Origin of the sequence: Streptomyces sp. WZ.A104 (assembly GCF_002382885.1) — a bacterium.
In the GTDB taxonomy this organism is placed as follows: Bacteria; Actinomycetota; Actinomycetes; order Streptomycetales; family Streptomycetaceae; genus Streptomyces.
The window spans coordinates 66,053-90,340 of the sequence record NZ_NWVL01000016.1 but is presented as its reverse complement, the minus strand read 5'-3'; the positions used below and the strand labels follow the sequence as shown (position 1 = coordinate 90,340).

The following is a 24,288-nucleotide window of genomic DNA, read 5'->3' as shown; positions in this document are numbered from 1 at the left end:
CTTGACGCACTGCTTGGAGAGACATGCCTCGCGCAGCACACCCCGCCCCCGGTCCCACAGCCCTCCACTGGTTCAAGTCCAGCCACAGCAACGGCGACGGCGGCAACTGCATCGAAGTCGCCTACCACTGGCACAAGTCCAGTTACAGCGACGGCGACGGCGGAGCCTGCGTCGAAGTCGCCGCCCATCCCTCCGCCATCCACATCCGCGACTCCAAAGTGACCGACGGTCCCGTCCTCACCGTCGAGCCCGCCGCCTGGAGCGCCTTCGTGCACAGCGGCACGGCCCTCTGAGCCGCACCCCGTACCCCGTACACGGAAAGAGCTGCCCCGCCTCCAGCCGACAAACGCGGCCCGAAGCGGGGCAGACTGACGGGCGGTTCGGCGGCGTGCGCCGCGTCCCCGCCTCATGCCGGTATCAACGGTCGGCACCGGCCAAAGGGAACGCTCCCGATTCTCCGGCCGCAGCGCCGGCAGCCGTACCCGGCAGCCGGGTCAGCGCGGCCAGGGCTGATCACTTCACGGCACCGGTTGCGCGTATTTCTCACACAACTTCCCCACCTGTGAATAAAGTTGATCGTGTTCGCATCACAGATGCGCATGGTCGTTCAACGAACAAGGGGGGTTCAGGTGTCCCGACACCTGTACACGAGCAGCCGTACCCGACGTACCGGACGGGCCGTGGGAGCGGCGGCGATCTCGGTGGTGCTGGCCGGGGGGCTCGCCACGGCACTACCGGTCACGGCGCACGCCGCCGAGGCGGCCGAAGTCCTGATACCCGCGCCCGACGCCTTCGGCGAGGGGCCCGAGACCATACTGGCGACCGGCAGATACGGCGTACTGCACCGCGAGGGCGGGAGCTATCTCTGGACGAACTCGTACAACAGACGTACGAGGGTCGTCACGGAGATCGCATCGGTGCCGCAGCACCTGCTCGTGGGCGGCCATGACGAGCACAACCGGGCCATCTACACCCAGCAGCGCGCCGACGGCGGGACGGACGTCGTACGGGTCGGCATCGAGGACCCCGCCTTCAACAGCACCCTCAAGGTGCCCGCCGGATACCTCAATCTGCGCTTCGCGGGCGGCTGGGTGCTCGCGACGGTCGACCGCGGCGACGGGACGTACGAGATGCGGGTGGCCCGGGGCGGGGCCGCGGCGGACGATCCCGTCGTGCAGTTGCCCGCCGGAGCCAGCACCGACGCCGAGCCCGTGGTGCTCGGTGCCTACTCCAGCAACGTCGTCATCGGCTACCGCACCGCCGACGGCTCCCCGGGCTACGGCATCCTGACCGCGTACAACGGCCGGGTCGCTCCGCTGCCCGTGACCGGTGAGGCGAGCAGCTTCCGCATCACCCAGACGACCGTCAGCTGGTTCTCGCGCGACGGCAGCGGAGGCCAGGGAGTCAGGGTCATGCCGTTGGGCAGCACGGCCGCACCTCGTGTCGTCCCGCTCGCCACGGAGTCTCCCGACAGTGAGGTCACCACGTTCGTGGTGGCCGACAACGTGGTCTGGCACGAGGACACCGGCGGCCCGCTGCGTCTCACGCCGTTCGCCGGGGCGGACACCGAGCGCACGCTCCTGAGCGAGGTCGAGACGACCTTCCTCCGAGCCGAGGGCGACGGCAACGTGGTGGCACTCGGCAGGGACGCCGACGGAAAGCGGGCCATCCACTCGTTCGGCAAGGACGGCCTGGGGCTCATCTCCGATCTGCTGCTGCGGGAGGTTCCGAAGGTCAAGACGGCGGACGGCGTGATCGGGGCGCTGAGCCTCGACCGGGGGCGGCTGCGGTACGTCAATTCGCTGGCCGGGACGGACACGTTGCACGGCAAGGACATCGGGACCGGGCTCGACCCGGCGGACGGTGCGCGGCTCGCCGACTTCCCCGGACTCGTGGCAGGCCGTTTCGCCGACGGCACGGACGAGGGGCTGGCCCGGCTGGTCACCGGTTCCGGCGCCGGCGCCGACGTACTCGTGACCGGCGACGACCCGGACCGGCCGGGCGAGGGCATGCCCCTGCCCGGCACGGGCGGACGCATCATCGACACGTCACCGGAGTTCGTGCTGTACCAGGCGGGCGGGCGGCAGTACGTCATCGACGTCGCCCGCGACCTCGTCGTCCGCGAACAGCCGGCGCAGGGCGCGGTGCTGGCCGGGGACCGGCTGTACAAGTCCGCGCCCGGCAAGCCCGGCATGGTGAACGTGATCGACCTCCGCTCCGGGAAGTCGACCGGGCGCCACGACCTCGGTACCGACTGCGTGCCCGGCGAACTCCAGCACAGCGGCACCCTGCTGTACTGGAACTGCGCATCCGAGGACGCGGCGGGCGTGTACGACACGGCGACCCATCGCGACTACCCCGCCCCGGTGTCCCGGGTCCTGCTGGGCGACCGTTTCCTGGCCCACAGCGATGCGTCCGGGGAGCTGCGTCTCACGGCCCTGCGTCCCGACGGCTCCACCGCCGGCCTGGGCACCGTCACGGGCGTGAAGCCGCCCGCGGACGGCGACGGCCGCGGCTCCACCTGGACCCTGGACGCGGACGCGGGCAAGCTCGCCTGGGTCGGGACCGACGACACCGTCCACGTCACCGCCCCGCAGCAGGCCGTCTCCCCGCTGAGCATCACCCACAGCGCCGTTCCCGCCACCGCGGCGGGCGGCTGGAGTGCCGCGTGGTGGCTCTCCAAGCCGGCGGCGTCCTGGCAGCTGACGGTCACCCGCCGCGCGACCGGCGAGGTCGTCCGCACCTGGACGGGCGAGGACACACGCGGCACGGTACGTGTCAGCTGGGACGGTACGTCCGCGTCGGGCGACACCGTGCCGACCGGCGGCTACACATGGCGGCTGACCGCCAAGCCCTCCGACGGCACGGGGGCGGACGCCACGTCCTCGGGCACCCTGAGGGTCACCGACTGAGCCCGGCCCCGCACGGGGCCCCGGCCGTCCGCCCCGTGCGGGGCTCAGGAAACTTCCGCACGGGACGGACGGCCGGGCTCGGAAACCCCCGTGCGGGGCGGAGGGTTCGACGGGAACCACCGCGTGAACATGTCCCGTTTCGGCGTTCGGCCTCGGCCACTGCTGGTGCCCTCGCACTCTGTCGACGGGCACCAGCATGCGGTGGGCTCGGCACGTCCTCGCGCCTTGCCGGATTCCGGCAGCCCTCAGCGCGGAACGTGGTGAGCAATCCTGCGTGGGGTCAGCTGAACCGGGCCTCGGAGACCGTCGTGGTCACCGTGCCCGCGGTGGAGGTCGTCGTGTCCGCCGCGCCTTCGACCAGCTTGCCGAGGTCGCCGACGTTGTCGAGTGCGCCCAGCGAGACGGGCGGTTCGGCCGCGTGGGCCGAGTCCCCGCCTCCCGGGGGCGGGCTGATGGCGGCGATGACGGCCCCGGTGGCGAGAGTGACAACGGCAAGTACGCTTCGCTTCTTCATGCCCGGTTCAACGGCTCCCGCCGGTAAAGGGCACGCCCGTCTTCTGTCCACGGTCCGCCCGGCGCAGTTCTCCGGCCGCCAGCACGGTGCCGGCCGCGGTGACGAGGAGCAGGCCGGGGATCGCGAGCATCATCCGGAGGCCGCTCTCCTGGAGGGCCCGGTACTCGCTCTCCGGGATCTCGACCGTGCCGCGCGGGCTCGTGTCGTAGGCGTAGTACCGGCCGTCCCTCGCCTCGGGGGCTTGGAGGTCCGTCCCCGCCATGCCAAGGGCCAGGATCGTCGCGGCCGACACGGCCAGGACCGCGAGTCCGGCCTGTGCCCTGCCGGGAAGGCACCGGAAAGCCCGCCACATCGTGCCCCGGTCCGCGCCCGTCAGGACCATACGCGCCATGGCCGCTACGAAGATCACGAGGGCGAGCGCGAATGCCGTCACCACCGGCCATTGCGCCTCGCCCCACGGCAGCGTTCCCGGCAGCCAGGTCAGCGCGGCCATCGTCAGAAGTACCGCGCCCAACCCCGACGCGACACCCCCGTGCAGTTTGCATGTCCACCCCATGCGCCGCAGCCTCGCACGGGGGCTGCCTCCGGCTCTCCCCCGGGGTCCGAGCCCCGAGCCCCGGGCCCCGGCTGAGGGGATCGGCCGGAACCCGGGACGCTTGGAATCCTGTACGCCTGGGCGCTCAGAAGCCGCCTCCGTCGAAGCCTCCGCCCCCGAAGCCTCCGCCGTCACCGAAGCCGCCCCCGCCGAAACCGGAGGAGTCGAAGTCGGAGCCGGAGAAGTCGCCGCCGCCCCAGTCGCCGCCCGCGCCGCCGCCGAAGTCACCGCCGCCGTATTCGGAGGCGTACGCCGGGGTCGCGAGCATCGAGCCGAGCATGGTGCCCATGAGGAGGCCGGGGAGCAGGCCGCCGCCGAAGTAGCCGCCCGCCCAGGGGCCGTAGGCCGGGCCCGCCTCCCAGTACGGGCGGCGGTTGCCGTCGCCCACGTCGACCGTACGGCTCATGGGGTCCTCGCCCCGGCTGAGCCGGATCTCGTCCGCGCCGCAGACCGGGACCTCGCGGGTCGCGCCGCCGGACGGGGTCCACAGGACCTCCGTGACCGCGGGGCCGTGGCGCGGGTCGAAGAAGCACGGCGGGCGGCGGGCCGGGAGTTCCGCGCCGGTGCGGCGGGCCTCCAGGACCGCGAGGGCGTAGCGGCCTTCCTCCAGGGACTGGGTGACTCCGCGCACGTCAGAGGGGTGCGCGGCCTTGTCCATCTTCGTCTTGGCGCTCTCGTAGGAGTCCAGGGCCCGTTCGTAGTCGGTGCGCATGGTGTCGTCCGCGCCCGGTTCGGCGGGGTGGAAGTCCAGGCGCTCCAGGGTTTCGCCGTACGCGGTGATGTCCTCGTCGACGACGACCCGGAGCTTGTCGAGCGCGATGCGCTCCTCTTCCTCCTTGCGGCGCTTGTTGCGGCGGGAGATCGCGTACGCGCCCGCACCGCCCGCTGCCACCAGTGCGCCGAGTGTGATCAGGCCGGAGACGGGGGCTCCCGGGTCGTCCGCCGCGCCGCCGCCGGACCAGGACGCGGGGGCCGTGCCCCTGGCCTGTTCCACGGCTCTGTCGACGAAGGCGTTGAGCTGGGCGTTCGTGTCCGTGGCGATGGCGGGGTTCTCCACGGAAGCCGTGAGGTTCTGCACCGCCCGGACCGGCATGACCTGCGGGTCCGCGCCCGCGTCGAAGCCGTCGCCGAGCCGGACCGCGTAGACGCCGGTGATGCCGGTGTCGCTGCGCAGGGTCTGGAGAAGGCCTTCCTCAGGGAAGGCCTCGGTGTCGGGCAGGACTGCCACGAACACCGGCTTGTCGGCGTCCGTGATCTTCTCTTCCAGGGCCTTCTCGTCAGCGACGGAAAGCTGATCGCGAGCGTCCGGGTCCACATACACCGGGTCGTCGCGCAGGGCCTGGGCGGCGTCTTGGATGGTCGCGGCGGGGGCGGCGGCCGACGCAGGGGAGGTCAGGGCGAATGCAGCCGCTGCCAAGATGAGCAGCAGGCCCGCCAACAGCGAGGGGAAGAGCCTTTTCCTCATACTTAACGCTACTCCAGGCGGGCGAAGAACGGCGTCGCCCGCCTGGAGCCCTTGGTCGCTACGCGGCCTACGCGGCTCGGTACGCCGTACGCAGCTTGGCCACCGCGCCCGTCAGATCGCCCGTGAGCAGCAGGTGGTCCGCCTCCGCGAACGGCTTCGACACCGCCTGGGTGAACTTCCCGTTGATCCTCTGCTGGACCAGCAGCCTCGCCCGGTCCACGATCGCCTTGCCCGCCGGGGTCCTGCCCAGCTTCGCCCTCTCGGCGACCTGGGCGGCCACGGCGAGGGCCGCGAGGGTCAGCTCACCGCCGGCCGGGGGCTGCTTCAGGGTGGTCAGGCCCCAGCCGTACGGGAACTGCGGGTCGTATGCCGTGTCCCCCACGTTGATCGGAAGCTGCGCCTGCGACTTCGGCCAGGTCACCGGGAGCTGCCCGGTGAAGGGGCGCTTGCCGTAGAGCACGTCGGCCACGCCGTCGCCCTCGGAACCCGGCAGCCAGGAGGCCACCAGCGCGTCCATGTCCCCGAGCTGGTCGCCGATGAGCTGCGGGCGGCCCGAGACGATCAGGACCGCGCACTTCATGGCCGCGCAGACCTTGTCCACCGCCGCCTGGTCGGCGTCGGTGAGCTCCAGGTCGTGTCCGTTGCCGACGTCTCCGATGCCTTCGGCGTACGGGGTCTCCCCGACGACGACCACGCCCACGTCGTGTCCGTCCGTGGCGGCGGAGGCGTCCCGCGAGTACGTGACCGAGTCCGGGTTCCTCGCCGCCTTTCTCATACCCTCAAGGATCGTCGTGCCCGGGGTGATCTTCCCGGACGAGCCCTGCCAGCTGATCGTCCAGCCGCCGGCCTGGTTGCCGATGTCGTCGGCGTTGGACCCGGCGACGTACACCTTCTGGGAGGGCTTGAGGGGCAGGACCGCCTCCCCGTTCCTGTTGCCGTTCTTCAGCAGGACCTGCGACTTCGCCACCGCCTCGCGGGCCACCGCACGGTGTTCGGCCGAGCCGACCTTGTCCAGGTGGGTGGTGTCCGCGTACGGCTTCTCGAAGAGGCCGAGGCGGAACTTCTGGGTGAGGATGCGGGAGACCGCGTCGTCGATCCGGGCCTGGCTGATCCGGCCCGCCGCGACCTCTTCCTTCAGCGTCCTGGTGAAGTCCTGGTACGCCGTCGGGACCATGATCATGTCCAGACCGGCGTTGACCGCCGTACGGACATCGCTCGGGTAGTCGCCGGGGATCTGGTCGATGGCCTGCCAGTCGCTGATCACGAAGCCCTCGAAGCCCATCCGGTCCTTGAGGACGCCGTTGATCATCTCGGCGTGGGCGTGCATCTTCACCGGGCCCCGGCCGTCGCCGATGATGTCGAGCGAGGAGTACGAGGGCATGATCGTGCCGACGCCCCTCTTCACCGACTCCGCGAACGGGGACAGGTGGACCGCCTCCAGCTCCTGGCGGGTGACCTTGGTGATGCCCTGGTCGGTCGTGTACGAGCCGGTGGTGGATGAGCCGTACGCGGTGCCGCCGTCGCCGACGAAGTGCTTCGCGCTGCCGAGCACCTTGTCATTGCGGTGCAGGTCCTTGCCGGAGGGGCTGCCCTGCATGCCCTGGATGACCGTCTCCATGGCCTCTACGAGCGCCGGGTCCTCGCCGAACGCCTCGTAGGAGCGGCCCCAGCGCTCGTCACGGGTGACGCAGACGCACGGGGCGAAGTCCCACGGGACGCCGGTGGAGCGGACTTCCTTGGCGGTGATCGCACCGGTCCTCTCGGCGCTCCTGGGGTCGCGGCCCGCGCCGATGCCGATGTTGTGCGGCATGATCGTGGCGCCGACGACGTTGTTGTGGCCGTGCACCGCGTCCACGCCGTAGATCAGCGGGATCTGGAAGCGGGTGGCTTGGGCGCGCAGCTGGTAGGCGTCGACCATCTTCGCCCAGGCGGCGGCCGTGTTGGGGGTGGGGACCGAGCCGCCGCCGGAGAGCAGCGAGCCCAGGTCGTAGGCGGCGATGTCCCCGGGGGCGCGGAGGGCGTTGCGTTCGGCCTGGGTCATCTGGCCCGCCTTTTCGGCGGGTGACATACGTGACAGCAGGTCCGCGACCCGCTGCTGAACGGGCAACTCGGCGTTCTGGTACGGGAGTCCGTGGGCGTCGATGACGACCTGCGGGTTCTCCCGGGGGGCCTTCGCGCCGGTGACCGTCAGTTCCAGGGGGATCGTCCTCGCCTCGGAGGCCTTCGACGCCTGTGCCGTGCGGACGGCGACCTTGTGCGTGGTGCCGGAGGGGGTGCCCGCGGGGAAGGTGTGGCTGCCGGTGACCGGGGTGTAGTCCTTGCCCGCCTCGGCCGTGCCGCCCTTCGTGGCGTACGTGACGGTGACCGGTTCCTCGGTGGGGACGGAGCCGGTGGTGGCGACGGAGATGGCCACCTGGGCCGTTTCGCCGTTCTTCAGCGGGTGGACCGCCGCGTCGGTGACCACGGCTGCTGTCAGGGCCGGGTCGGCCTTGCCGTACAGCTCGACGGCGTCGAGGGCGAAGTCGCCGGGTGCGCCCCCGGGCAGGGTGAGGGCGTAGCCCCACATCTCGTTGAGGCCGAGGACCTGGTCGATGCCGCCGACGGGCTGGTAGTCGGTGCGGTATTCGAAGTCCGTGAAGGGGATCTCGACGAGCTGCCAGCCCTCCCAGTCATCCGTGAAGGAGGTGGTCCACAGCTCGGACGCGCCGCCGTTGGCTCCGCCGTCCTTGATCTCGAAGTTGATCCGTTTGCCCGAACCGGGCGGCAGGGGCGCGGTGTTCTGGCCGTACCACCAGAAGCGGATGCCCTGGTGCGCGGTCCAGTCCTGCGGCGGGGTGTCCACGGCGAACTCATGGCTGAACCCGCCGTACGCGCTTATGTCGTAGGAGCCTTCGAGGACGTGTCCGCCCTCGGGGGCGTCGGCACGCTCGGCGAGCTCCAGCCGCGGGTGGTCGTCCGCGTCGCCGCCCCAGGTGAAGATCGCGTCGGCGGGCGGGGTGCTGCCGAGCGGCACCTCGCCCTCGAAGCGGTCGATGAGGACGGGGGCCGGGTCGTCGGCGGCCGCGACGGCGGTACTGGTGGCCGGTCCGGCGAGCAGGGTGGCCAGGACGGCCGCGGCGGCGAAGGCAGCCGTGGCGGGTCTGCTTCCGCCCTTGCGGGGGCGGGAGCGGGGGTGCGGGATGCGGGACATGGGAGCGCTCTCTTCTTGGGGGTGGAGTTGCTCGGGGAGTTGCCGGGCGCGCCCTGGCGGTTCTGGTGGGTCAGGCGGTCCCGGCGCGGGTGAGGCCGATCGTGTCGCGGTACCACTTCGCGCTGTCCTTGAGCGTGCGGACCTGGGTGTCGTAGTCGACGCGGACGATGCCGAACCGCTTGGCGTAGCCGTACGCCCACTCGAAGTTGCCCATCAGCGACCAGGCGAAGTAGCCCCGGACGTCGGCCCCTTGGGCGCGGGCCGCGACGACGGCGGCTATATGGTCGGCGAGGTAGGCGGTGCGGTCGGCGTCGGGGACGGAGCCGTCGGGGTCCACGGTGTCATCGAAGGCCGCGCCGTTCTCCGTGATGACGGTCGGCAGTCCGTAGTCACGCTCCAACCGCAGGAGCGGGTCGGTCAGTTCGGTGGGGTTGATCTCCCAGCCCATGGCCGTACGCGGCCGATCACGGTCCACCATCCGGACCACCGGCACCCCTTCGGCGTCGATGGGCGAGCCGTCGTCGGTGACCCCGGAGAACAGCGCGCCCCGGTAGAAGTTGACGCTGAGCACGTCGATCGGGGTGGCGATGGCCGCCGCATCGCCGTCCCGTACCGGGAGTTCGATGTTCTGGGCGGCCAGGTCCGCGATGACGTCCTCGGGATAGCGGCCGTGGACGACCGGGTCGAGGTAGAGCCGGGCGCCCATGCCGTCGGCGCGGCGGCACGCCTCGCGGTCGGCCTCGCTGTCAGTCTCGGGCGTGGCGGTGCCCAGGTTGAGGGTGATGCCCAGCTCCAGGGGGTTGCCGCCCGCCGCGTCCCGCAGCGCACCGGCGGCCAGTCCGTGGCCCAGGAGCAGGTGGTGGACGGCGTGCAGGGCGGCCCCGAGGTCGCGGCGGCCGGGTGTGGGTGCCTCGCCCGGGACGGCGGCCTCAGCGGCCGGTCCCGGCGCGGGCGGGGCGAGCGGCGGGATCTGTGTGGCGCAGGGTGCGAAGGTCTGGGTGCAGCGCGGGTGGAAGTCGCAGCCGTTGGGCATCGCGGACAGGTGGGGCGGAGAGCCGGGGATGCCGGTCAGTTCGCGGCGGGGGCCGTGCAGCGCGGGGAAGGAGTGGAGCAGCCCGTCGCTGTAGGGGTGGCGTGGGTCGCGGTAGATCTCCGCCACGCCCGCCTCCTCCACGATGCGGCCCCCGTACATGATCGCGATCCGGTCCGAGAATTCGATCAGGAGCGAGATGCCGTGGGTGATGAACACGACCGAGAAGTTCAGCTGTTCCCTCAACCGGACCAGCCGTCGCAGGATCTGCCGCTGCATCACGACCTCCAGCGCGGTGGTGGGCTCGTCCATGACGAGGATCTCGGGATCCGGGGCGAGGGCCATCGCGATCATCACGCGCTGCCGCATGCCGCCGGAGAGCTGGTGCGGGTAGGCGGCGAGCCGGTCGGCGGAGATGCCGGCCAGGCCGAGCAACTCCTTGGCCCGGTCGGCGCGTTGGGCCTTTCTGAGGTCAGGGCGGCAGGGCAGGCAAGGGACGGGCAGGTGCAGGGTGGTGGGCATGCCGGGCGAGGCGTTCGGTACCGGTTCCGGAACCGGTACCGGCGTTGCGGCTGGAGTTAACCGCGCCGATACAGGGCCGTCAATACTTCACGCCGAGATTGGGCAGGTCTCAACTGCCGGGCGGACAGAAGGCGTTGTGTGTTCACCTTTTGAACGCGAGAGAGCCGCCGCCCCGGGATCGGGGCGGCGGCTCCGGCATACTGCGGTACGGCCGGGCTACTCCGTGGGCTCGATGCCCGCGCGCAGCAGCCCGTAGGTGTACGCGTCCTCCAGCGCCTGCCAGGACGCGGCGATGACGTTCTCGGCGACCCCCACGGTCGACCAGTCGCCCGTGCCGTCGCCCGTGGTGATCAGGACCCGGGTGGTGGACTCGGTGCCGGTGCGGCCCTCCAGGATGCGGACCTTGTAGTCGATCAGCTCCAGCTTGGCGAGCTGCGGGTAGATCCGTTCCAGGGCGACGCGCAGGGCCCGGTCCAGGGCGTTGACCGGGCCGTTGCCCTCGGCGGTGGCGACGATTCGCTCGCCCTTGGCCCAGAGCTTCACGGTGGCCTCGTTGGCGTGCGTGCCGTCGGGGCGGTCCTCGACGATGGCCCGCCAGGACTCCGTACGGAAGTAGCGCCGGGCCCGGCCCTCGACCTCGCCGCGCAGCAGCAGCTCGAAGGAGGCGTCGGCGGCCTCGTAGGTGTAGCCCTTCAGTTCGCGTTCCTTGACGCGCTCCACGACCCGGCCGACCAGGGCGCGGTCGTCGCCGAGGTCGACGCCGAGCTCCTTGCCCTTCAGCTCGATGGAGGCGCGGCCCGCCATGTCGGAGACCAGCATCCGCATGGTGTTGCCGACCAGCTCCGGGTCGATGTGCTGGTACAGGTCGGGGTCGACCTTGATCGCGGAGGCGTGCAGCCCGGCCTTGTGGGCGAAGGCCGAGACGCCCACGTACGGCTGGTGGGTGGAGGGGGTGAGGTTGACGACCTCGGCGATGGCGTGTGAGATCCGGGTCATCTCGGCGAGGGCGCCCTCGGGCAGCACCTTCATGCCGTACTTGAGCTCCAGGGCGGCGACCACCGGGAAGAGGTTGGCGTTGCCGACGCGCTCGCCGTAGCCGTTGGCCGTGCACTGGACGTGGGTGGCGCCCGCGTCGACGGCGGCCAGGGTGTTGGCGACCGCGCAGCCGGTGTCGTCCTGGGCGTGGATGCCGAGCCGGGCGCCGGTGTCGGCGATGACGGTGGAGACGACGGCCTGGATCTGGGCGGGGAGCATGCCGCCGTTGGTGTCGCAGAGGATGACGACCTCGGCACCCGCCTCGTGCGCGGTACGGACCACGGACTTGGCGTACGCGGCGTTGGCGCGGTAGCCGTCGAAGAAGTGCTCGCAGTCCACGAAGACTCGGCGGCCCTGTTCGCGCAGGTGGGAGACGGTGTCGCGGACCATCTCCAGGTTCTCCTCCAGCGTGGTGCGCAGGGCCAGCTCGACATGGCGGTCGTGCGCCTTGGCGACCAGCGTGATCACCGGGGCCCCGGAGTTCAGAAGCGCCTTGACCTGCGGGTCGTCGGCCGCGCTGCCGCCCGCCCTGCGGGTCGCACCGAACGCCACGAGCTGGGCGTTCTCGAACGTGATCTCCTGCTGGGCGCGGGCGAAGAACTCCGTGTCGCGCGGGTTGGCCCCCGGCCAGCCGCCCTCGATGTAGCCGACCCCGAAGGTGTCCAGATGCCGGGCGATGGTCAGCTTGTCGGCGACCGTCAGGTTGATGCCCTCACGCTGAGCACCGTCGCGCAGTGTGGTGTCGAAGACATGGAAACTGTCGTCGGTGGCGTTGGCCTTGGTGGTCATGCTGAATCTGACTCCTGTCGGATGAGTGGATCCGGACGATCGGGCTCCACTTGCCCCCATCATCCCGCGCGCTCCTTTCCGGCCCGGGGTGCGGGCCGGAAAACGAAAAAACCCCTCGCGGGTGCGAGAGGTCTGCGCGCGGGTCTGGGGCACGATGTCCGTGCCGTACGGGGTGGTACGGCACGGTCACTGCGGACCGGCGCGCCTGCTGCCAATAATCATGACGAACGAGGACACGGCAGAAGTCTCGCACAGTGACGCGCCCGTGACGGGGGTGTCTCAGGATGCGGTCGTGACGCTCGTCGCACCTCTCACGCGGCGCCCGCCGTCAGCGTCTCGTCCAGGAACTCCGCGGCCTGGGCGAGCACCTGCTCCCGGCCCGTCCCCGGAATCCCCACCGTCACATGGACGCTGAAACCGTCCAGCAGCGCCCTCAGCCGGGCGGCGAACCGGTCGGCGTCCACCGCCCGGAACTCCCCGCGCGAGACCCCCTCGGCCAGCAGCGCGACCAGGTCCCGGTGCCAGGCCCCTTCGATGGCGGCCTGCCGGGCCCTGGCCTCGTCGTCCGCGTTCTGCGAGCGGCCCCAGACCTCCAGCCAGAGCGTCCAGTGGGGGTCGCTGTGCCCGGCGGGCAGGTAGAGGTCGATGTACGCGTCCAGCCGCTCGCGGGCGGCCCCCGGTTCGGCGAGGAGGGCACGGCGCTCGGCCCCGAGGCGGTTCTCGCTCCACTCCAGGGTCTGGAGCAGCAGCTCGTCCTTGGTGCGGAAGTAGTAGAGCAGGTGCCCGCTGCTCATCCCGACCTCGCGCCCGAGCCCCGCCATGGTCAGCCCGTCGAGCCCGCGCTCGGCGATGGTGGCCATGGCGGCGGCGAGGACGTCCTCGCGGGGCGGGGCGGCGTGGTGGGTGCGGCGGGGGGCGGGGGTCATGGGCGGGGCTTTCGGGACGGGTCCGGGTACAGATCCTGGGCTGCTGCCGGGGCCAGATCCCGGGCTGCTGCCGGGTTCAGATCCTGGGCTGCTGCTGGGTGATGCAGTGGATGCCTCCACCACCGGCGAAGATCGTACGGGCATCGACCAGGGTCACCGTACGGTCCGGGAACAGGCTCCGGAAGATCGCCGCCGCCTCCTCGTCGCGCGGGTCGTCGAAGGCGCAGAGGACCACGCCGTCGTTGCAGAGGTAGTGGTTGATGTAGGAGTAGTCGACCCACTCCCCGTCCTCGTCGCGCAGCACGGTGGGCGCGGGCACCTCGACGACCTCCAGCGGGCGCCCCCTGGCGTCGGTGGCGGCCCGCAGCACGGCCAGGAGCTCCCGGCCGACCTCGTGGTCGGGGTGGGCCGGGTCCGGCTGGACGTGGGCGACGACGGTGCCCGGGCGGACGAAGGCGGCGACGATGTCGACATGGCCGAGCGTGCCGTACGTCCCGTAGTCACCGGTCAGTCCGCGCGGCAGCCAGATGGCCTTCTCGGTACCGAGGCGGGCGTGGATCTCCGCCTCGACCTGCTCGCGGGTCCACTCGGGGTTGCGCTCCTTGCCGAGCTGGACGGTCTCGGTGAGCAGGACGGTGCCCTCGCCGTCGACGTGGATCGCGCCGCCCTCGTTGACGAGCGGGGAGCTGTGCGCGGGGACACCGGTCAGCTCGGCGACGGCCCGGGCGATGTGCTGGTCGCTCTCCCAGCGGGCCCAGCCCTGGGCGCCCCAGCCGTTGAACTTCCAGTCGACGGCGGCGAGCGCCCGGCCGTCGGTGACGAAGGTGGGCCCGATGTCCCGCATCCAGGCGTCGTCGAGCGGCCGCAGGACCAGTTCCACGTCCGGCCCGAGGAGCGCCGCCGCACCCTCCTCCTGCCCGGGCCCGACGACCATCGTGACGGGCTCGAACCGTCGTACGGCCCGGGCGACGGCGGCCCAGGCGTGGCGGGCCTCGTCCAGCTCGGCGTCGGAGGCGAAGGTGTGGTTGGGTCCCGGCCAGGCCATCCAGGTGCGCTCGTGGGGCGCCCACTCGGGGGGCATGCGGAAGGCGGCGGGGGCCGGGGTGACTGCCATGGGAGGCTCCTGGGCTCGATGATTTGAGTGCCACTCTAACGGCGGCCGAGGTTGTTACGGAAGTTTTCCCCATGGCCTTTCGAGTGGCGCTCTAATCCCCGGGTACGGAAAAGGCCGCACCGGCAAGAAGCCGGGTGCGGCCTGATCCTGGACTGAGGAGCCCCTAGCCGAGCGGGTGCATCCAGCCGTGGGTGTCCTCGACGACACCGCGCTGGATGTCGAGAAGACGCTCCCGCAGCTTCATGGTGACCTCGCCGGGCTCGCCGCCGCTCTGGGTCCACTCGCCACCCTCGGACTTCACCAGGCCGACCGGGGTGATGACGGCGGCGGTGCCGCAGGCGAAGACCTCGACGAGGGTGCCGTTCGCGGTGTCCTCGCGCCACTGGTCGATGGAGATCCGGCCCTCCTCGGAGCCGTAACCGAGGTCGCGGGCGACCTTGAGGAGGGAGTCGCGGGTGACGCCCGCGAGGAGCGAGCCGGTGAGGGCGGGCGTGACGATCTTCTTGGAGCCGTCCTCCTGCTCGTACACGAAGTACAGGTTCATGCCGCCGAGCTCCTCGACCCACTTGTGCTCGACCGCGTCGAGGTAGGCGACCTGGGCGCAGCCGTGCTCGGCGGCCTCGGCCTGGGCGAGGAGGGAGGCCGCGTAGTTGCCGCCGGTCTTGGCGTCGCCCATGCCGCCCGGGACGGCGCGGACGCGGTTCTCGGAGAGCCAGATGGAGACGGGCTTCACGCCGCCGGGGAAGTAGGCGCCGGCGGGCGAGGCGATCACCAGGAAGAGGTACTCGTTGGCCGGCTTCACGCCGAGGCCGACCTCGGTGGCGATCATGAACGGGCGCAGGTAGAGCGACTCCTCGCCACCGTGCGCCGGGACCCACGCCTTGTCCTGCTGCACCAGCGCGTCACAGGCCGCGATGAACGTCTCGACAGGCAGCTCGGGCATGGCCAGGCGGGCGGCCGAGCGCTGGAAGCGGCGGGCGTTGGCGTCGGGGCGGAAGGAGGCGACCGAGCCGTCGGGCTGGCGGTAGGCCTTGAGGCCCTCGAAGATCTCCTGCGCGTAGTGCAGGGTCATGTTGGCCGGGTCCAGCGACAGCGGGCCGTAGGGGACCAGCTCGGCGTCGTGCCAGCCGCGGCCCTCGGTCCAGCGGATCGTCACCATGTGATCGGTGAAGTGCCGGCCGAATCCGGGGCTGGCCAGGATCGCCTCGCGCTCCGCGTCGGACAGCGGGTTCGAGGAGGGCTTGAGCTCGATCGTGGGCGTCGTCATGAGTGCGTGTCCTTCACCGGTCTTGTGTGTGATGGACCGCGCCCACGCCCGTTCATGCCCGACGCTTTCCGGTCAGGTCCTAGGACGTCCGAGCTTTACCGCGAGCCACGGCCCCGCGTTCGATTATCACTCGCGGGGGGCCGTGCACGAAACGGTGTGAATGCGGTCCAGGGATCGATGGTGGCACCCGGTGGCCGCACAGGTGAAGCCGCCGGGCGCTGTTGCGACCCGGCGGCTTCGAAGTGGAGTCGTCGGGTCAGCTCGCTACGCGTACCGCGAGGGCGTCGCCGATCTCGTCGGTCGTACGCGTGGCGGCCCCGTCGCGCTCCGCGAGATCGGCGGAGACGGCGTCCTCGATGCGTACGGCCTCGGCCTCGTGGCCGAGGTGGCGCAGCAGGAGGGCGACGGAGAGGACCGTGGCGGTCGGGTCGGCCTTGCCCTGCCCCGCGATGTCGGGGGCGGAGCCGTGGACCGGCTCGAACATCGACGGGAACGCGCCCGTCGGGTTGATGTTGCCGGAGGCGGCCAGGCCGATACCGCCGGTCACAGCGGCGGCGAGGTCGGTGAGGATGTCACCGAAGAGGTTGTCGGTGACGATGACGTCGAAGCGCTCCGGCTGGGTGACGAAGAAGATCGTCGCGGCGTCGACGTGCAGATAGTCGGTGCTGACCTGCGGGTACTCGGCGGCGACCCGGTCGAAGGTGTTCTTCCACAGGTGGCCGGCGTAGACGAGGACGTTGTTCTTGTGGACCAGCGTCAGCTTCTTGCGCGGGCGGGCGGCCGCGCGCTCGAAGGCGTCCCGGACCACGCGCTCGACGCCGTACGCCGTGTTGACGCTGACCTCGGTGGCGACCTCGGCGGGGGTGCCGGTGCGCAGCGAGCCGCCGTTGCCGGTGTACGGGCCCTCGGTGCCCTCGCGGACGACGACGAAGTCGATGTCGGGGCGGCCGGCGAGCGGGGTCGCGGTGTTCGGGAAGAGCTTGGAGGGCCGCAGGTTGATGAAGTGGTCGAAGGCGAAACGCAGCTTCAGCAGCAGCCCGCGCTCCAGGACGCCGGACGGCACGGACGGGTCGCCGATCGCGCCGAGGAGGATGGCGTCGTGGTTCTTGAGCGCCTCCAGCTCCGCGTCCGGGAGGGTGTCGCCGGTGCGGTGCCAGCGCTGGGCGCCAAGGTCGTACTCCTTGGTCTCCAGCTTCACATCCTGCGGGAGGACAGCGTTGAGGACTTTGAGGCCCTGGGCCACAACTTCCTGGCCGATTCCGTCACCGGGGATCACTGCGAGATCGATGCTGCGAGACATGCGGGAAGCCTAACGGTGCGTCCCACCCCATGACATCCGATGTCCACCATACGGACGCGGCAAGGGTGTTCGGGGTGGGGACGGTGTGCGCGGGCGGTGCGCCTGCGACTCCGGGGCCGCAGGCGGTGGGCCGGTGACTCAGCGGGCCGGTGGCTCAGTGGCCGGTCTCGCCACCGTTGTCGCGGCGGTCGAGGGCGCGCTGGAGGGCGGCGGCTGCGTTCTTGCGCTCGGCCTCGGCCGGACGGGAGCTGCGGCGGACGCGGCGGGTGGTGGTGTTGGCCATGATGGATCGACTCCTTGAGATCGCATGGATGCCGGGAGGGGCGGGCGGGCAGGCGCATCGCGATGCAGTGCCGTGCAGGACAGTGCCGTGCGGGGCATTGCGGGGCGGTGCGGTGCCGGGGCCGGGCCGGGATCGGATTTCGAGGCGCCGGAAGGGGCGGGGAGCGTACGCCGCAGGGGTTACCTGCTTCGGGGCGTGCGCCCGCAACCGCCGCAGTCGCTCGATCGAGCGATTCGTTCGGCTTCTACCAAGCTAGGACAGCCGAGCCGCTCTGTCTCCACAGTTAGTCGGACTTCCTACTATCTGAGACGGCCTCCTCTCCGCGCTCCGCCCGCAGTTCCCGGATCAGCGCGCGTACGGCGAGGGATCGCGCCTGCTCAGGCGTGGTGACATAGCCGATCGAGCGCGTGGGCCGGTCGGGTCCGAGAGCGGTGATGTCCATGCCGTCGGGTGCGCCGCGCAGGGACAGAGCGGGCATGATCGCCATGCCGAGACCGCGGGACACCATGGAGAGCACCGCTCCGTCGTCCTCGGCCTCCACGGTCGCCCGGGGGATCCACTCCTGGGCCGCCCACCAGTCGCGGGTGTACGAGGTGCAGTTCTCGGCCCAGTCGACCAACGGCAGGCTCCGGGGCGCGGCGTGCCCGGCGGGGTGCACCAGGGCGTACTCCTCCTCCAGCAGCACTCCGCCCACCAGCCCGGGCGGCAGGGGAGAGGCGGTCCCGAGCGTCGCGACCGCCACGTCGGCCCGCCCGTCCAGCACCTCGCCCGCCGTGCCCGGGCCCAGCTCGCGGACCATCCGCACCACCGGCTCGATGCCCGGATGGCGGGCGGTGAGGCGTTCCAGCGCGGGCGGCAGCAGATACAGGGCGGCGCTGCGGAACGCGGCGATCCGCAGCGGTCCGCTCACCGTGTCCGCGGAGCCGGGCCCCGCCGCGATCCCCCGGGCCTCGGCACCCAGCACGTCGAGCAGCCGCAGGACGCGCCGGGCGTGACCGGCGACCGCCGCCCCGGCCGGGGTGGGGGTCGCGCCGAGGCGGCCCCGGTCGAACAGCACGGCGCCGATCTTGCGCTCGCTGGTGCGTACGGAGTGGGACACGGCGGACTGGGTCATGCCGAGGGCCCGGGCGGCGGTGGAGAACCCGCGGCCCTCGGCCACGGCGACGATGACGCGGAGTTCACGCGGGGCGAGGTCGGTCATCGCGACCCGCACCACCCGCCGCGCAACGCCCGAGACCTCCGCCCGAACGCCCGTGACCTCTGCCTATGAGAGCTGTTCATGGAAACGATTCTTCCATCGACGCCACCCCCTGCCCGAACACCCCCGGCCCCTTCTACCGTCAGCGGCATGACGACACAGCGCACCGCCCGCACCTTCCGGCTGACCGCCCGCCCGGACGGCTTCCCCACGCCCGACCTCTTCGCCGTCGACACATCCCCCGCACCGGAGCCGGCCCCCGGCACCGCGCTGGTGGAGAACCTGTATCTGTCGGTGGACCCCTACCACCGGGAGGAGATGGACGGCGGCTGGGAGCTGGGCGTGCCGCTGGAGGGGCGGGCGCTGGGCCGGGTGACGGCCTCGCGCGACCCGGGGCTGGCGGAGGGCGATCTCGTCCTGCACCGCGAGGGCTGGCGGACCCATGCGCTGGTCTCCCTCGGCACGGCCGGGGTGCGCAAGGTCCCGGCGTACGAAGGGGTCCCGCTCACCGCCCACCTCTCACTGCTCGGCGGCACCGGGCTCACCGCGTATGTGGCGCTCACCCGCACCCTGGAGTTCCGGCCGGGCCAGGACCTGTTCGTCTCGGCGGCCGCGGGCGGGGTCGGCACGGCGGTGGGGCGGATGGCCCGGCTGCTCGGCGCGGGGCGCCTGATCGGCAGCGCCGGGTCGCCCGCGAAGGTCGCCCGGCTGACCGGGGAGCTCGGCTTCGACGCGGCCTTCGACTACCACGAAGGACCGGTCGGCGAGCTGCTGGCGAAGGCGGCGCCCGACGGCATCGACGCGTACGTCGACAACGTCGGCGGGGACCATCTGGAGGGCGCGATCTCGGTGCTCCGCGAGCACGGCCGGATCGCGTGGGTGGGTGCGATCTCCCAGTACCACTCGGCGCACGAGCCGCCCGCCGCCCCGCGCAACCTGTTCGACATCGTGGGCAAAAGCCTGCGCCTGGAAGGGGTGATGGTCCGCAACCACTACGGCGTGCAGCAGGAGCTGGACGCCCTTCTGGTGCCGCATCTGCGGAGCGGGCTGGTCGTGCCGGACGTCACCGTGGTGGACGGGTTCGAGCGGACCGTGGACGGGTTCCTCGGGATGCTGCGGGGCGAGAACACCGGGAAGATGCTGATCCGGATCGCCGGCTGAGCGCGCCCCTCCCCGGTCACAGCGGATCGCCGTCACAGCAGGTCGCCGTCACAGGAGGCCGTCACAGCGGCTCGCCGTCACAGCAGGTCGCCCTCCCGCCAGTCGAAGGCGAGCGGGTGGACGGGGGCCGGCAGTGGGCGTCCGGCCGCGGGGCGTACGTACGTGCTTCCCTCCTCCTCGGGGAGCGGGACCGGGCCGTCCGGGCCGAGGGCGGTGAGGCGGCCCGGCCACACCTGCCAGCCACGTGCCGCGTAAAGGGCGGCGCCCGCGTCGGAGGCGGACAGGGCCCCGAAGTCGTGGGCCGTGTCGATGACGTGTTCCAACGCGGCCATCACCCGGTGGCCGAGGCCGCCCCGGCGGTGGCCGGCTCGGACGGCGACGGCTTCGACGTATCCGACGCGGTAGGAGCGGTTCGCGTGCAGGACGCGGCGCTGGACTACGGCGCCGTGGGCGACCAGGAGGCCGTCCTCGCCGTGGATCAGGGCGTGGATGCCGCCGAGTGCGTGCTCCCAGTCCTGGTCCGCGAAGTCGCCGTCGAAGGCGGTGTCGAGCAGGGCGCGGATCTTCGCGCGCTCGGCGGCGGTCAGCTCGACGGTGTGGACGGTACGCACGGCGGGGGCGGGCTCGGTCATGCCGCCCATCCTCGCGCGCGGGCGGTCCGGTCCGCACGTGAGAAGGACCGGTAGTCCGCCCGGACCCGGCGCGTGCCGGTCCGGGCGGACCGTGGAGTGCGGAGGGGGGAACCGGTGGCGGATCAGTACACCGTGACGCCGTACGCGGACAGCGCCTCGGTCACCGGCTGGTGGATGGCCGAGCCGTTGGTGCCCGAGCAGCCGGAGCTGCCGGAGTGGATGCCGAGGGCGACGGATCCGGCGAAGTGCGCGCCGCCGCTGTCCCCTCCGGCCGAGCAGGCGGTGGTGCGGACCATGTTGTAGACGGGCCCGTCGCTGTAGTTGACGGTGACGTTGACGGCGGTGACCGTTCCGGAGGTCACCTTGGTCGTGGACCCGCTCTTGCGGATCGCCTGGCCGACGACGGCGTTGCCCGCGGAGGTGATGTCCTGGGTGGAGCCGTTGTAGAGGTCGACGGTTCCGGCGGGCGACGAGCCGTCGGTGTAGCGGACGATGCCGTAGTCGTTGGTCGGGTTACCTAACCACAAGGGTGCGTGCCCCGGGGCGTCCAAGGCCGCGCACCCCAGGGGCACCGGCGGACGGCCGGTCCCGGTCATCGGACACTGACCGGGACCCGCTCCCCTCCTGTCCGAAGCACCGCTTCCCCCCGGCCTCCGCCACCGCGCACACTGCGCCCATGTCCGACACGACACCCGCACCTCAGCAGTGGTCGCCCACCCATGGCGCCCCGTACCGCCCCACGCCCTACCGCCCCGAACGGATCGCCCCGAGGACATCCCTGGCCCATGCCGCCCGGCTGCGCCGCCGGATGGACGAGCGCAGGACCGTCCGCGCCTTCTCCCCCGACCCCGTCCCCGAGCAGGTGCTGCGCGACGCCATCGCCTGCGCGGCCACCGCCCCCTCCGGCGCCCACCAGCAGCCGTGGACCTTCGTCCTGGTCAAGGACCCGGAGGTACGCCGCCGCATCCGCGAGGCCGCCGAGCACGAGGAGAAGCTGAGCTACGACGGGCGGCTCGGCGAGGAGTGGCTCGCCGCCCTGCGCCCGCTGGGTACCGACGCGGTCAAGGCCCATATGACGGACGCGCCCGCCCTGATCGTGGTCTTCCAGCAGCGCTACTGGCTGGGCGAGGACGGCACCAAGCGCAAGCACTACTACGTCGACGAGTCGGTCGGGATCGCGGTGGGCATGCTGCTCACCGCCCTGCACCTGTCCGGGCTCGCCGCGCTGATCCACACCCCGAGCCCGATGCGCTTCCTCGGCGAGGTGCTGGGCCGACCCGAGAACGAGAAGGCGTTCGCCGTGATCCCCGTCGGCCATCCCGCGGACGACTGCGAGGTCCCCGACCTGGTGCGCAAGTCGCTGGATCAGGTGCTGGTGGAGATCTGACGGGCCGCCTAGCGGAAAGGCCCCGCCATGGAAACCGCCCCCCGGCCGGTAGGGGGACCGGTCGGGGGGCGGTGCTCAGGAGGGGCTCTCCCGCGGCGGAGAGCCCCTGGGGCCCGGGGCGGCGTGCTGCGGCGCCCCGGGAGGGCGTCAGCCCTGGTGGGGGTAGGTGTAGTCGGTCGGCGGGACCAGCGTCTCCTTGATGGCCCGGGTCAGAGTCCAGCGCTGGAGGTTCTGCGGGGCGCCCGCCTTGTCGTTGGTGCCGGAGGCACGGCCGCCGCCGAAGGGCTGCTGGCCGACGACGGCGCCGGTCGACTTGTCGTTGATGTAGAAGTTGCCCGCGGCGTAGCGGAGCTTGTCCATCGTGTACGCGGCGGCCGCGCGGTCGCCCGCGATGACCGAGCCGGTCAGCGCGTAGTCGGACACCGACTCCATCTGCTCCAGCATGGCGTCGTACTTCTCGTCCTCGTAGACGTGGATCGCGAGGATCGGGCCGAAGTACTCGGTCGTGAAGACCTCGTTCTCGGGGTCGGAGCACTCGATGACGGTCGGACGGACGAAGTAGCCCACCGAGTCGTCGTAGGTGCCGCCCGCGACGACCGTGCACGCCGGGTCGGACTTGGCGCGGTCGATCGCGGCCTTGTTCTTGGCGAACGAGCGCTCGTCGATGACGGCTCCGATGAAGTTCGTCAGGTCGGTGACGTCACCCATCTTGATGGAGTCGACCTCGGCCGCGAACTCCTCCTTGAAACCGGAGTTCCAGATGGAGGCCGGGACGTACGCCCGGGAGGACGCCGAGCACTTCTGGCCCTGGAACTCGAAGGAGCCGCGGGTCAGCGCGGTCTTCAGGACGGCGCGGTCGGCGCTGGGGTGCGCGACGACGAAGTCCTTGCCGCCGGTCTCGCCGACGAGCCGCGGGTAGGTGCGGTAGTTGGCGATGTTGTTGCCGACGGTCTTCCACAGGTGCTGGAAGGTGGGGGTCGAGCCGGTGAAGTGGATACCGGCCAGGTCGCGGTGGTTCAGCGCCACCTCGGAGACGGCCTTGCCGTCGCCGGTGACCAGGTTGATGACGCCCTTGGGCAGACCGGCCTCCTCCAGGAGCTGCATCAGCAGCACGGCGGCGTGGGTCTGGGTCGGGGACGGCTTCCACACCACGACGTTGCCCATGAGGGCGGGGGCGGTGGGGAGGTTGCCCGCGATGGCCGTGAAGTTGAACGGCGTGATCGCGTAGACGAAGCCCTCCAGCGGGCGGTGGTCCATGCGGTTCCACACGCCCGGGGAGTTAGCCGGGGGCTGCTCGGCGAGGATCTGGCGCGCGTAGTGCACGTTGAAGCGCCAGAAGTCGATCAGCTCGCAGGGGGTGTCGATCTCGGCCTGCTGGGCGGTCTTGGACTGGCCGAGCATCGTGGAGGCGGCCAGCGTCTCGCGCCAGGGGCCCGACAGCAGCTCGGCGGCGCGCAGGATGATCGCCGCGCGGTCGTCGAAGGACATCGCGCGCCAGGCCGGAGCGGCGGCGAGGGCCGCGTCGATGGCGTCCTGCGCGTCCTGCTCGGTGGCGCCCGCGAAGGTGCCGATGACGGCCTTGTGGTTGTGCGGCTGTACGACGTTCACACGCTCGCCGCCGCCCATCCGCTTCTCGCCGCCGATGGTCATCGGCAGGTCGATCGGATTGTCGGCGAGCTCCTTGAGCTTCACCTCCAGGCGGGCGCGCTCCGGGGAACCCGGGGCGTAGGAGTGGACCGGCTCGTTGACCGGCGCGGGGACCTGGGTGACGGCGTCCATGGTTGCCTTGTCTCCTTGGTTTCGGCGGGGATGGGTGTGTCGGCCGTGGCCGGTTCAGCCCGGGGTCGGGGCCGGGTGCTCAGCCCTTGGTGAGGACCGAACGGGCGAAGAACAGCAGGTTGGCCGGCTTCTCCGCGAGGCGTCGCATGAAGTATCCGTACCAGTCGGTGCCGTACGCCGTGTAGACGCGCATCCGGTGGCCCTCGGCCGCGAGCCGGATGTGCTCGTCGCTGCGGATGCCGTACAGCATCTGGAACTCGTACTCATCCAGTTTGCGCCCCGCCTGGCGGCCCAGCTCCTGGGCGATGGCGATGAGACGGGGATCGTGGGACCCGATCATCGGGTAGCCCTCGCCCTCCATCAGGATCCTGGTGATCCGGACGTACGCCTTGTCGATCTCGGCCTTGTCCTGGTACGCGACGGAGGCGGGCTCCTTGTAGGCGCCCTTCACGATGCGTACGCGGCTGCCCGCGGCGGCGAGCCGACGGGCGTCGTCCTCGGTGCGGAACAGGTAGGACTGGATGACGCAGCCGGTCTGCGGGAAGTCCTTCCGCAGCTCCTCGTGGATGGCGAACATCGAGTCGAGGGTGGTGTGGTCCTCGGCGTCCAGGGTGACCGTGGTGCCGATGGCGGCCGCCGCCTCGACGACGGGGCGCACATTGGCGAGGGCGAGCTCGTGGCCGTTCTCCAGCGCCTGGCCGAACATCGACAGCTTGACGGACATCTCGGCGCGGGTGCCCAGGTCCAGGGCCTTCAGACGCTCGACGAGCTCCAGGTACGCGTCGCGCGCGGCCTCGGCCTGCCCGGGGGTGGTGATGTCCTCACCGACGACGTCGAGCGTGACCTCCAGGCCCTTGTCCGCGGCGTCCACGACGATCGGCACGACCTGGTCGACGGTCTCCCCGGCGATGAAGCGGTCGACGACCTGCTTGGTGCCGGGCGCGGCCGAGACGAACCGGCGCATCTTGTCGCTGCGCGATGCGGCGAGAATCACGGGACCCAGCACGGGGTACCTCCACGGATGAACGAACGAAGGGCCGTAACGGTACGTACATGAACGTAGGTGTACAGACATGAACACACTGGTACGGCACGGATAACCACCGTGAAATCTAGGCACCCCGCCGACCCTGTGCCATCGACACCTGTCACGCATCCGTGGCCGCCATCTCAGACATCTGTCTGAAGA

General features: G+C 71.4%; 19 protein-coding genes and 1 pseudogene. 4 read left to right on the top strand and 16 right to left on the bottom strand.

Annotation, left to right across the window (positions count from 1 at the left end; genetic code table 11):
* The first annotated feature begins 23 nt into the window (after positions 1–23).
* Both CIB93_RS38815 and CIB93_RS11645 read left to right on the top strand, forming a co-directional pair.
* Positions 24–293 (top strand): DUF397 domain-containing protein, encoded by a 270-nt coding sequence (locus tag CIB93_RS38815; RefSeq protein WP_096626711.1) that lies wholly within the window; start codon positions 24–26, stop codon positions 291–293.
* Between the two features lie 336 nt (positions 294–629).
* Positions 630–2,912: a FlgD immunoglobulin-like domain containing protein gene (locus tag CIB93_RS11645; RefSeq protein WP_096626710.1), complete on the top strand. Its 2,283-nt coding sequence runs from the start codon at positions 630–632 to the stop codon at positions 2,910–2,912.
* Between the two features lie 280 nt (positions 2,913–3,192).
* Here the strand turns inward: CIB93_RS11645 and CIB93_RS11640 are convergent, their stop codons facing one another.
* From CIB93_RS11640 to CIB93_RS11585, 12 genes are all read right to left on the bottom strand, one after another.
* Positions 3,193–3,426 (bottom strand): hypothetical protein, encoded by a 234-nt coding sequence (locus tag CIB93_RS11640; protein WP_096626709.1) that lies wholly within the window; start codon positions 3,424–3,426, stop codon positions 3,193–3,195.
* 7 nt (positions 3,427–3,433) lie between these two features.
* Positions 3,434–3,919, bottom strand: a complete 486-nt coding sequence (locus CIB93_RS11635) for a hypothetical protein (RefSeq protein ID WP_306454811.1) — start codon at positions 3,917–3,919, stop codon at positions 3,434–3,436.
* A 187-nt stretch (positions 3,920–4,106) separates the two neighbouring features.
* The gene (locus CIB93_RS11630) at positions 4,107–5,486 is read right to left on the bottom strand and encodes a hypothetical protein (protein ID WP_096626707.1); all 1,380 of its coding nucleotides are present in this window, start codon (positions 5,484–5,486) and stop codon (positions 4,107–4,109) included.
* Between the two features lie 67 nt (positions 5,487–5,553).
* On the bottom strand, positions 5,554–8,676 hold the full coding sequence (locus CIB93_RS11625; protein WP_096626706.1) for a glycoside hydrolase family 3 N-terminal domain-containing protein: 3,123 nt from the start codon (positions 8,674–8,676) through the stop codon (positions 5,554–5,556).
* A gap of 70 nt (positions 8,677–8,746) precedes the next feature.
* The gene (locus CIB93_RS38810; protein WP_257002144.1) at positions 8,747–10,228 is read right to left on the bottom strand and encodes a family 1 glycosylhydrolase; all 1,482 of its coding nucleotides are present in this window, start codon (positions 10,226–10,228) and stop codon (positions 8,747–8,749) included.
* Positions 10,229–10,444: 216 nt separating this feature from the next.
* Entirely contained in the window at positions 10,445–12,052 is a 1,608-nt protein-coding gene (cimA, locus tag CIB93_RS11615) for a citramalate synthase (RefSeq protein ID WP_096626705.1), read from the bottom strand.
* 311 nt (positions 12,053–12,363) lie between these two features.
* Entirely contained in the window at positions 12,364–12,978 is a 615-nt protein-coding gene (locus tag CIB93_RS11610; protein WP_096626704.1) for a TetR/AcrR family transcriptional regulator, read from the bottom strand.
* A gap of 76 nt (positions 12,979–13,054) precedes the next feature.
* Complete coding sequence (locus CIB93_RS11605) at positions 13,055–14,092, bottom strand: agmatine/peptidylarginine deiminase (RefSeq protein ID WP_096626703.1); 1,038 nt, start codon at positions 14,090–14,092, stop codon at positions 13,055–13,057.
* A gap of 163 nt (positions 14,093–14,255) precedes the next feature.
* Positions 14,256–15,359, bottom strand: a complete 1,104-nt coding sequence (locus CIB93_RS11600) for a branched-chain amino acid aminotransferase (RefSeq protein ID WP_096626702.1) — start codon at positions 15,357–15,359, stop codon at positions 14,256–14,258.
* 256 nt (positions 15,360–15,615) lie between these two features.
* On the bottom strand, positions 15,616–16,659 hold the full coding sequence (locus CIB93_RS11595; protein ID WP_096626701.1) for a 3-isopropylmalate dehydrogenase: 1,044 nt from the start codon (positions 16,657–16,659) through the stop codon (positions 15,616–15,618).
* A gap of 154 nt (positions 16,660–16,813) precedes the next feature.
* Positions 16,814–16,942: a hypothetical protein gene (locus tag CIB93_RS38805; protein ID WP_096626700.1), complete on the bottom strand. Its 129-nt coding sequence runs from the start codon at positions 16,940–16,942 to the stop codon at positions 16,814–16,816.
* A gap of 283 nt (positions 16,943–17,225) precedes the next feature.
* Entirely contained in the window at positions 17,226–18,143 is a 918-nt protein-coding gene (locus CIB93_RS11585) for a LysR family transcriptional regulator (RefSeq protein ID WP_096626729.1), read from the bottom strand.
* 147 nt (positions 18,144–18,290) lie between these two features.
* Between CIB93_RS11585 and CIB93_RS11580 the strand changes: the two genes are divergently transcribed.
* Positions 18,291–19,301 carry an NADP-dependent oxidoreductase gene (locus CIB93_RS11580; protein ID WP_096626699.1) on the top strand — a complete coding sequence of 337 codons (1,011 nt, stop codon included), beginning with the start codon at positions 18,291–18,293 and terminating at the stop codon, positions 19,299–19,301.
* Positions 19,302–19,378: 77 nt separating this feature from the next.
* Here CIB93_RS11580 and CIB93_RS11575 read toward each other — a convergent pair whose 3' ends face one another.
* Both CIB93_RS11575 and CIB93_RS11570 read right to left on the bottom strand, forming a co-directional pair.
* On the bottom strand, positions 19,379–19,933 hold the full coding sequence (locus CIB93_RS11575; protein ID WP_096626698.1) for a GNAT family N-acetyltransferase: 555 nt from the start codon (positions 19,931–19,933) through the stop codon (positions 19,379–19,381).
* Positions 19,934–20,055: 122 nt separating this feature from the next.
* Positions 20,056–20,445 (bottom strand): annotated as a pseudogene (locus tag CIB93_RS11570) (S1 family peptidase); the annotation flags it as partial.
* 164 nt (positions 20,446–20,609) lie between these two features.
* Here CIB93_RS11570 and CIB93_RS11565 point away from each other — a divergent pair.
* A complete protein-coding gene (locus tag CIB93_RS11565) occupies positions 20,610–21,320 on the top strand; it encodes a nitroreductase family protein (RefSeq protein ID WP_096626697.1) in 711 nt (236 codons plus the stop codon).
* A gap of 147 nt (positions 21,321–21,467) precedes the next feature.
* Here CIB93_RS11565 and pruA read toward each other — a convergent pair whose 3' ends face one another.
* A complete protein-coding gene (gene pruA / locus CIB93_RS11560) occupies positions 21,468–23,099 on the bottom strand; it encodes an L-glutamate gamma-semialdehyde dehydrogenase (RefSeq protein WP_096626696.1) in 1,632 nt (543 codons plus the stop codon).
* Between the two features lie 79 nt (positions 23,100–23,178).
* The gene (locus CIB93_RS11555) at positions 23,179–24,105 is read right to left on the bottom strand and encodes a proline dehydrogenase family protein (RefSeq protein ID WP_096626695.1); all 927 of its coding nucleotides are present in this window, start codon (positions 24,103–24,105) and stop codon (positions 23,179–23,181) included.
* Positions 24,106–24,288: the final 183 nt, after the last annotated feature.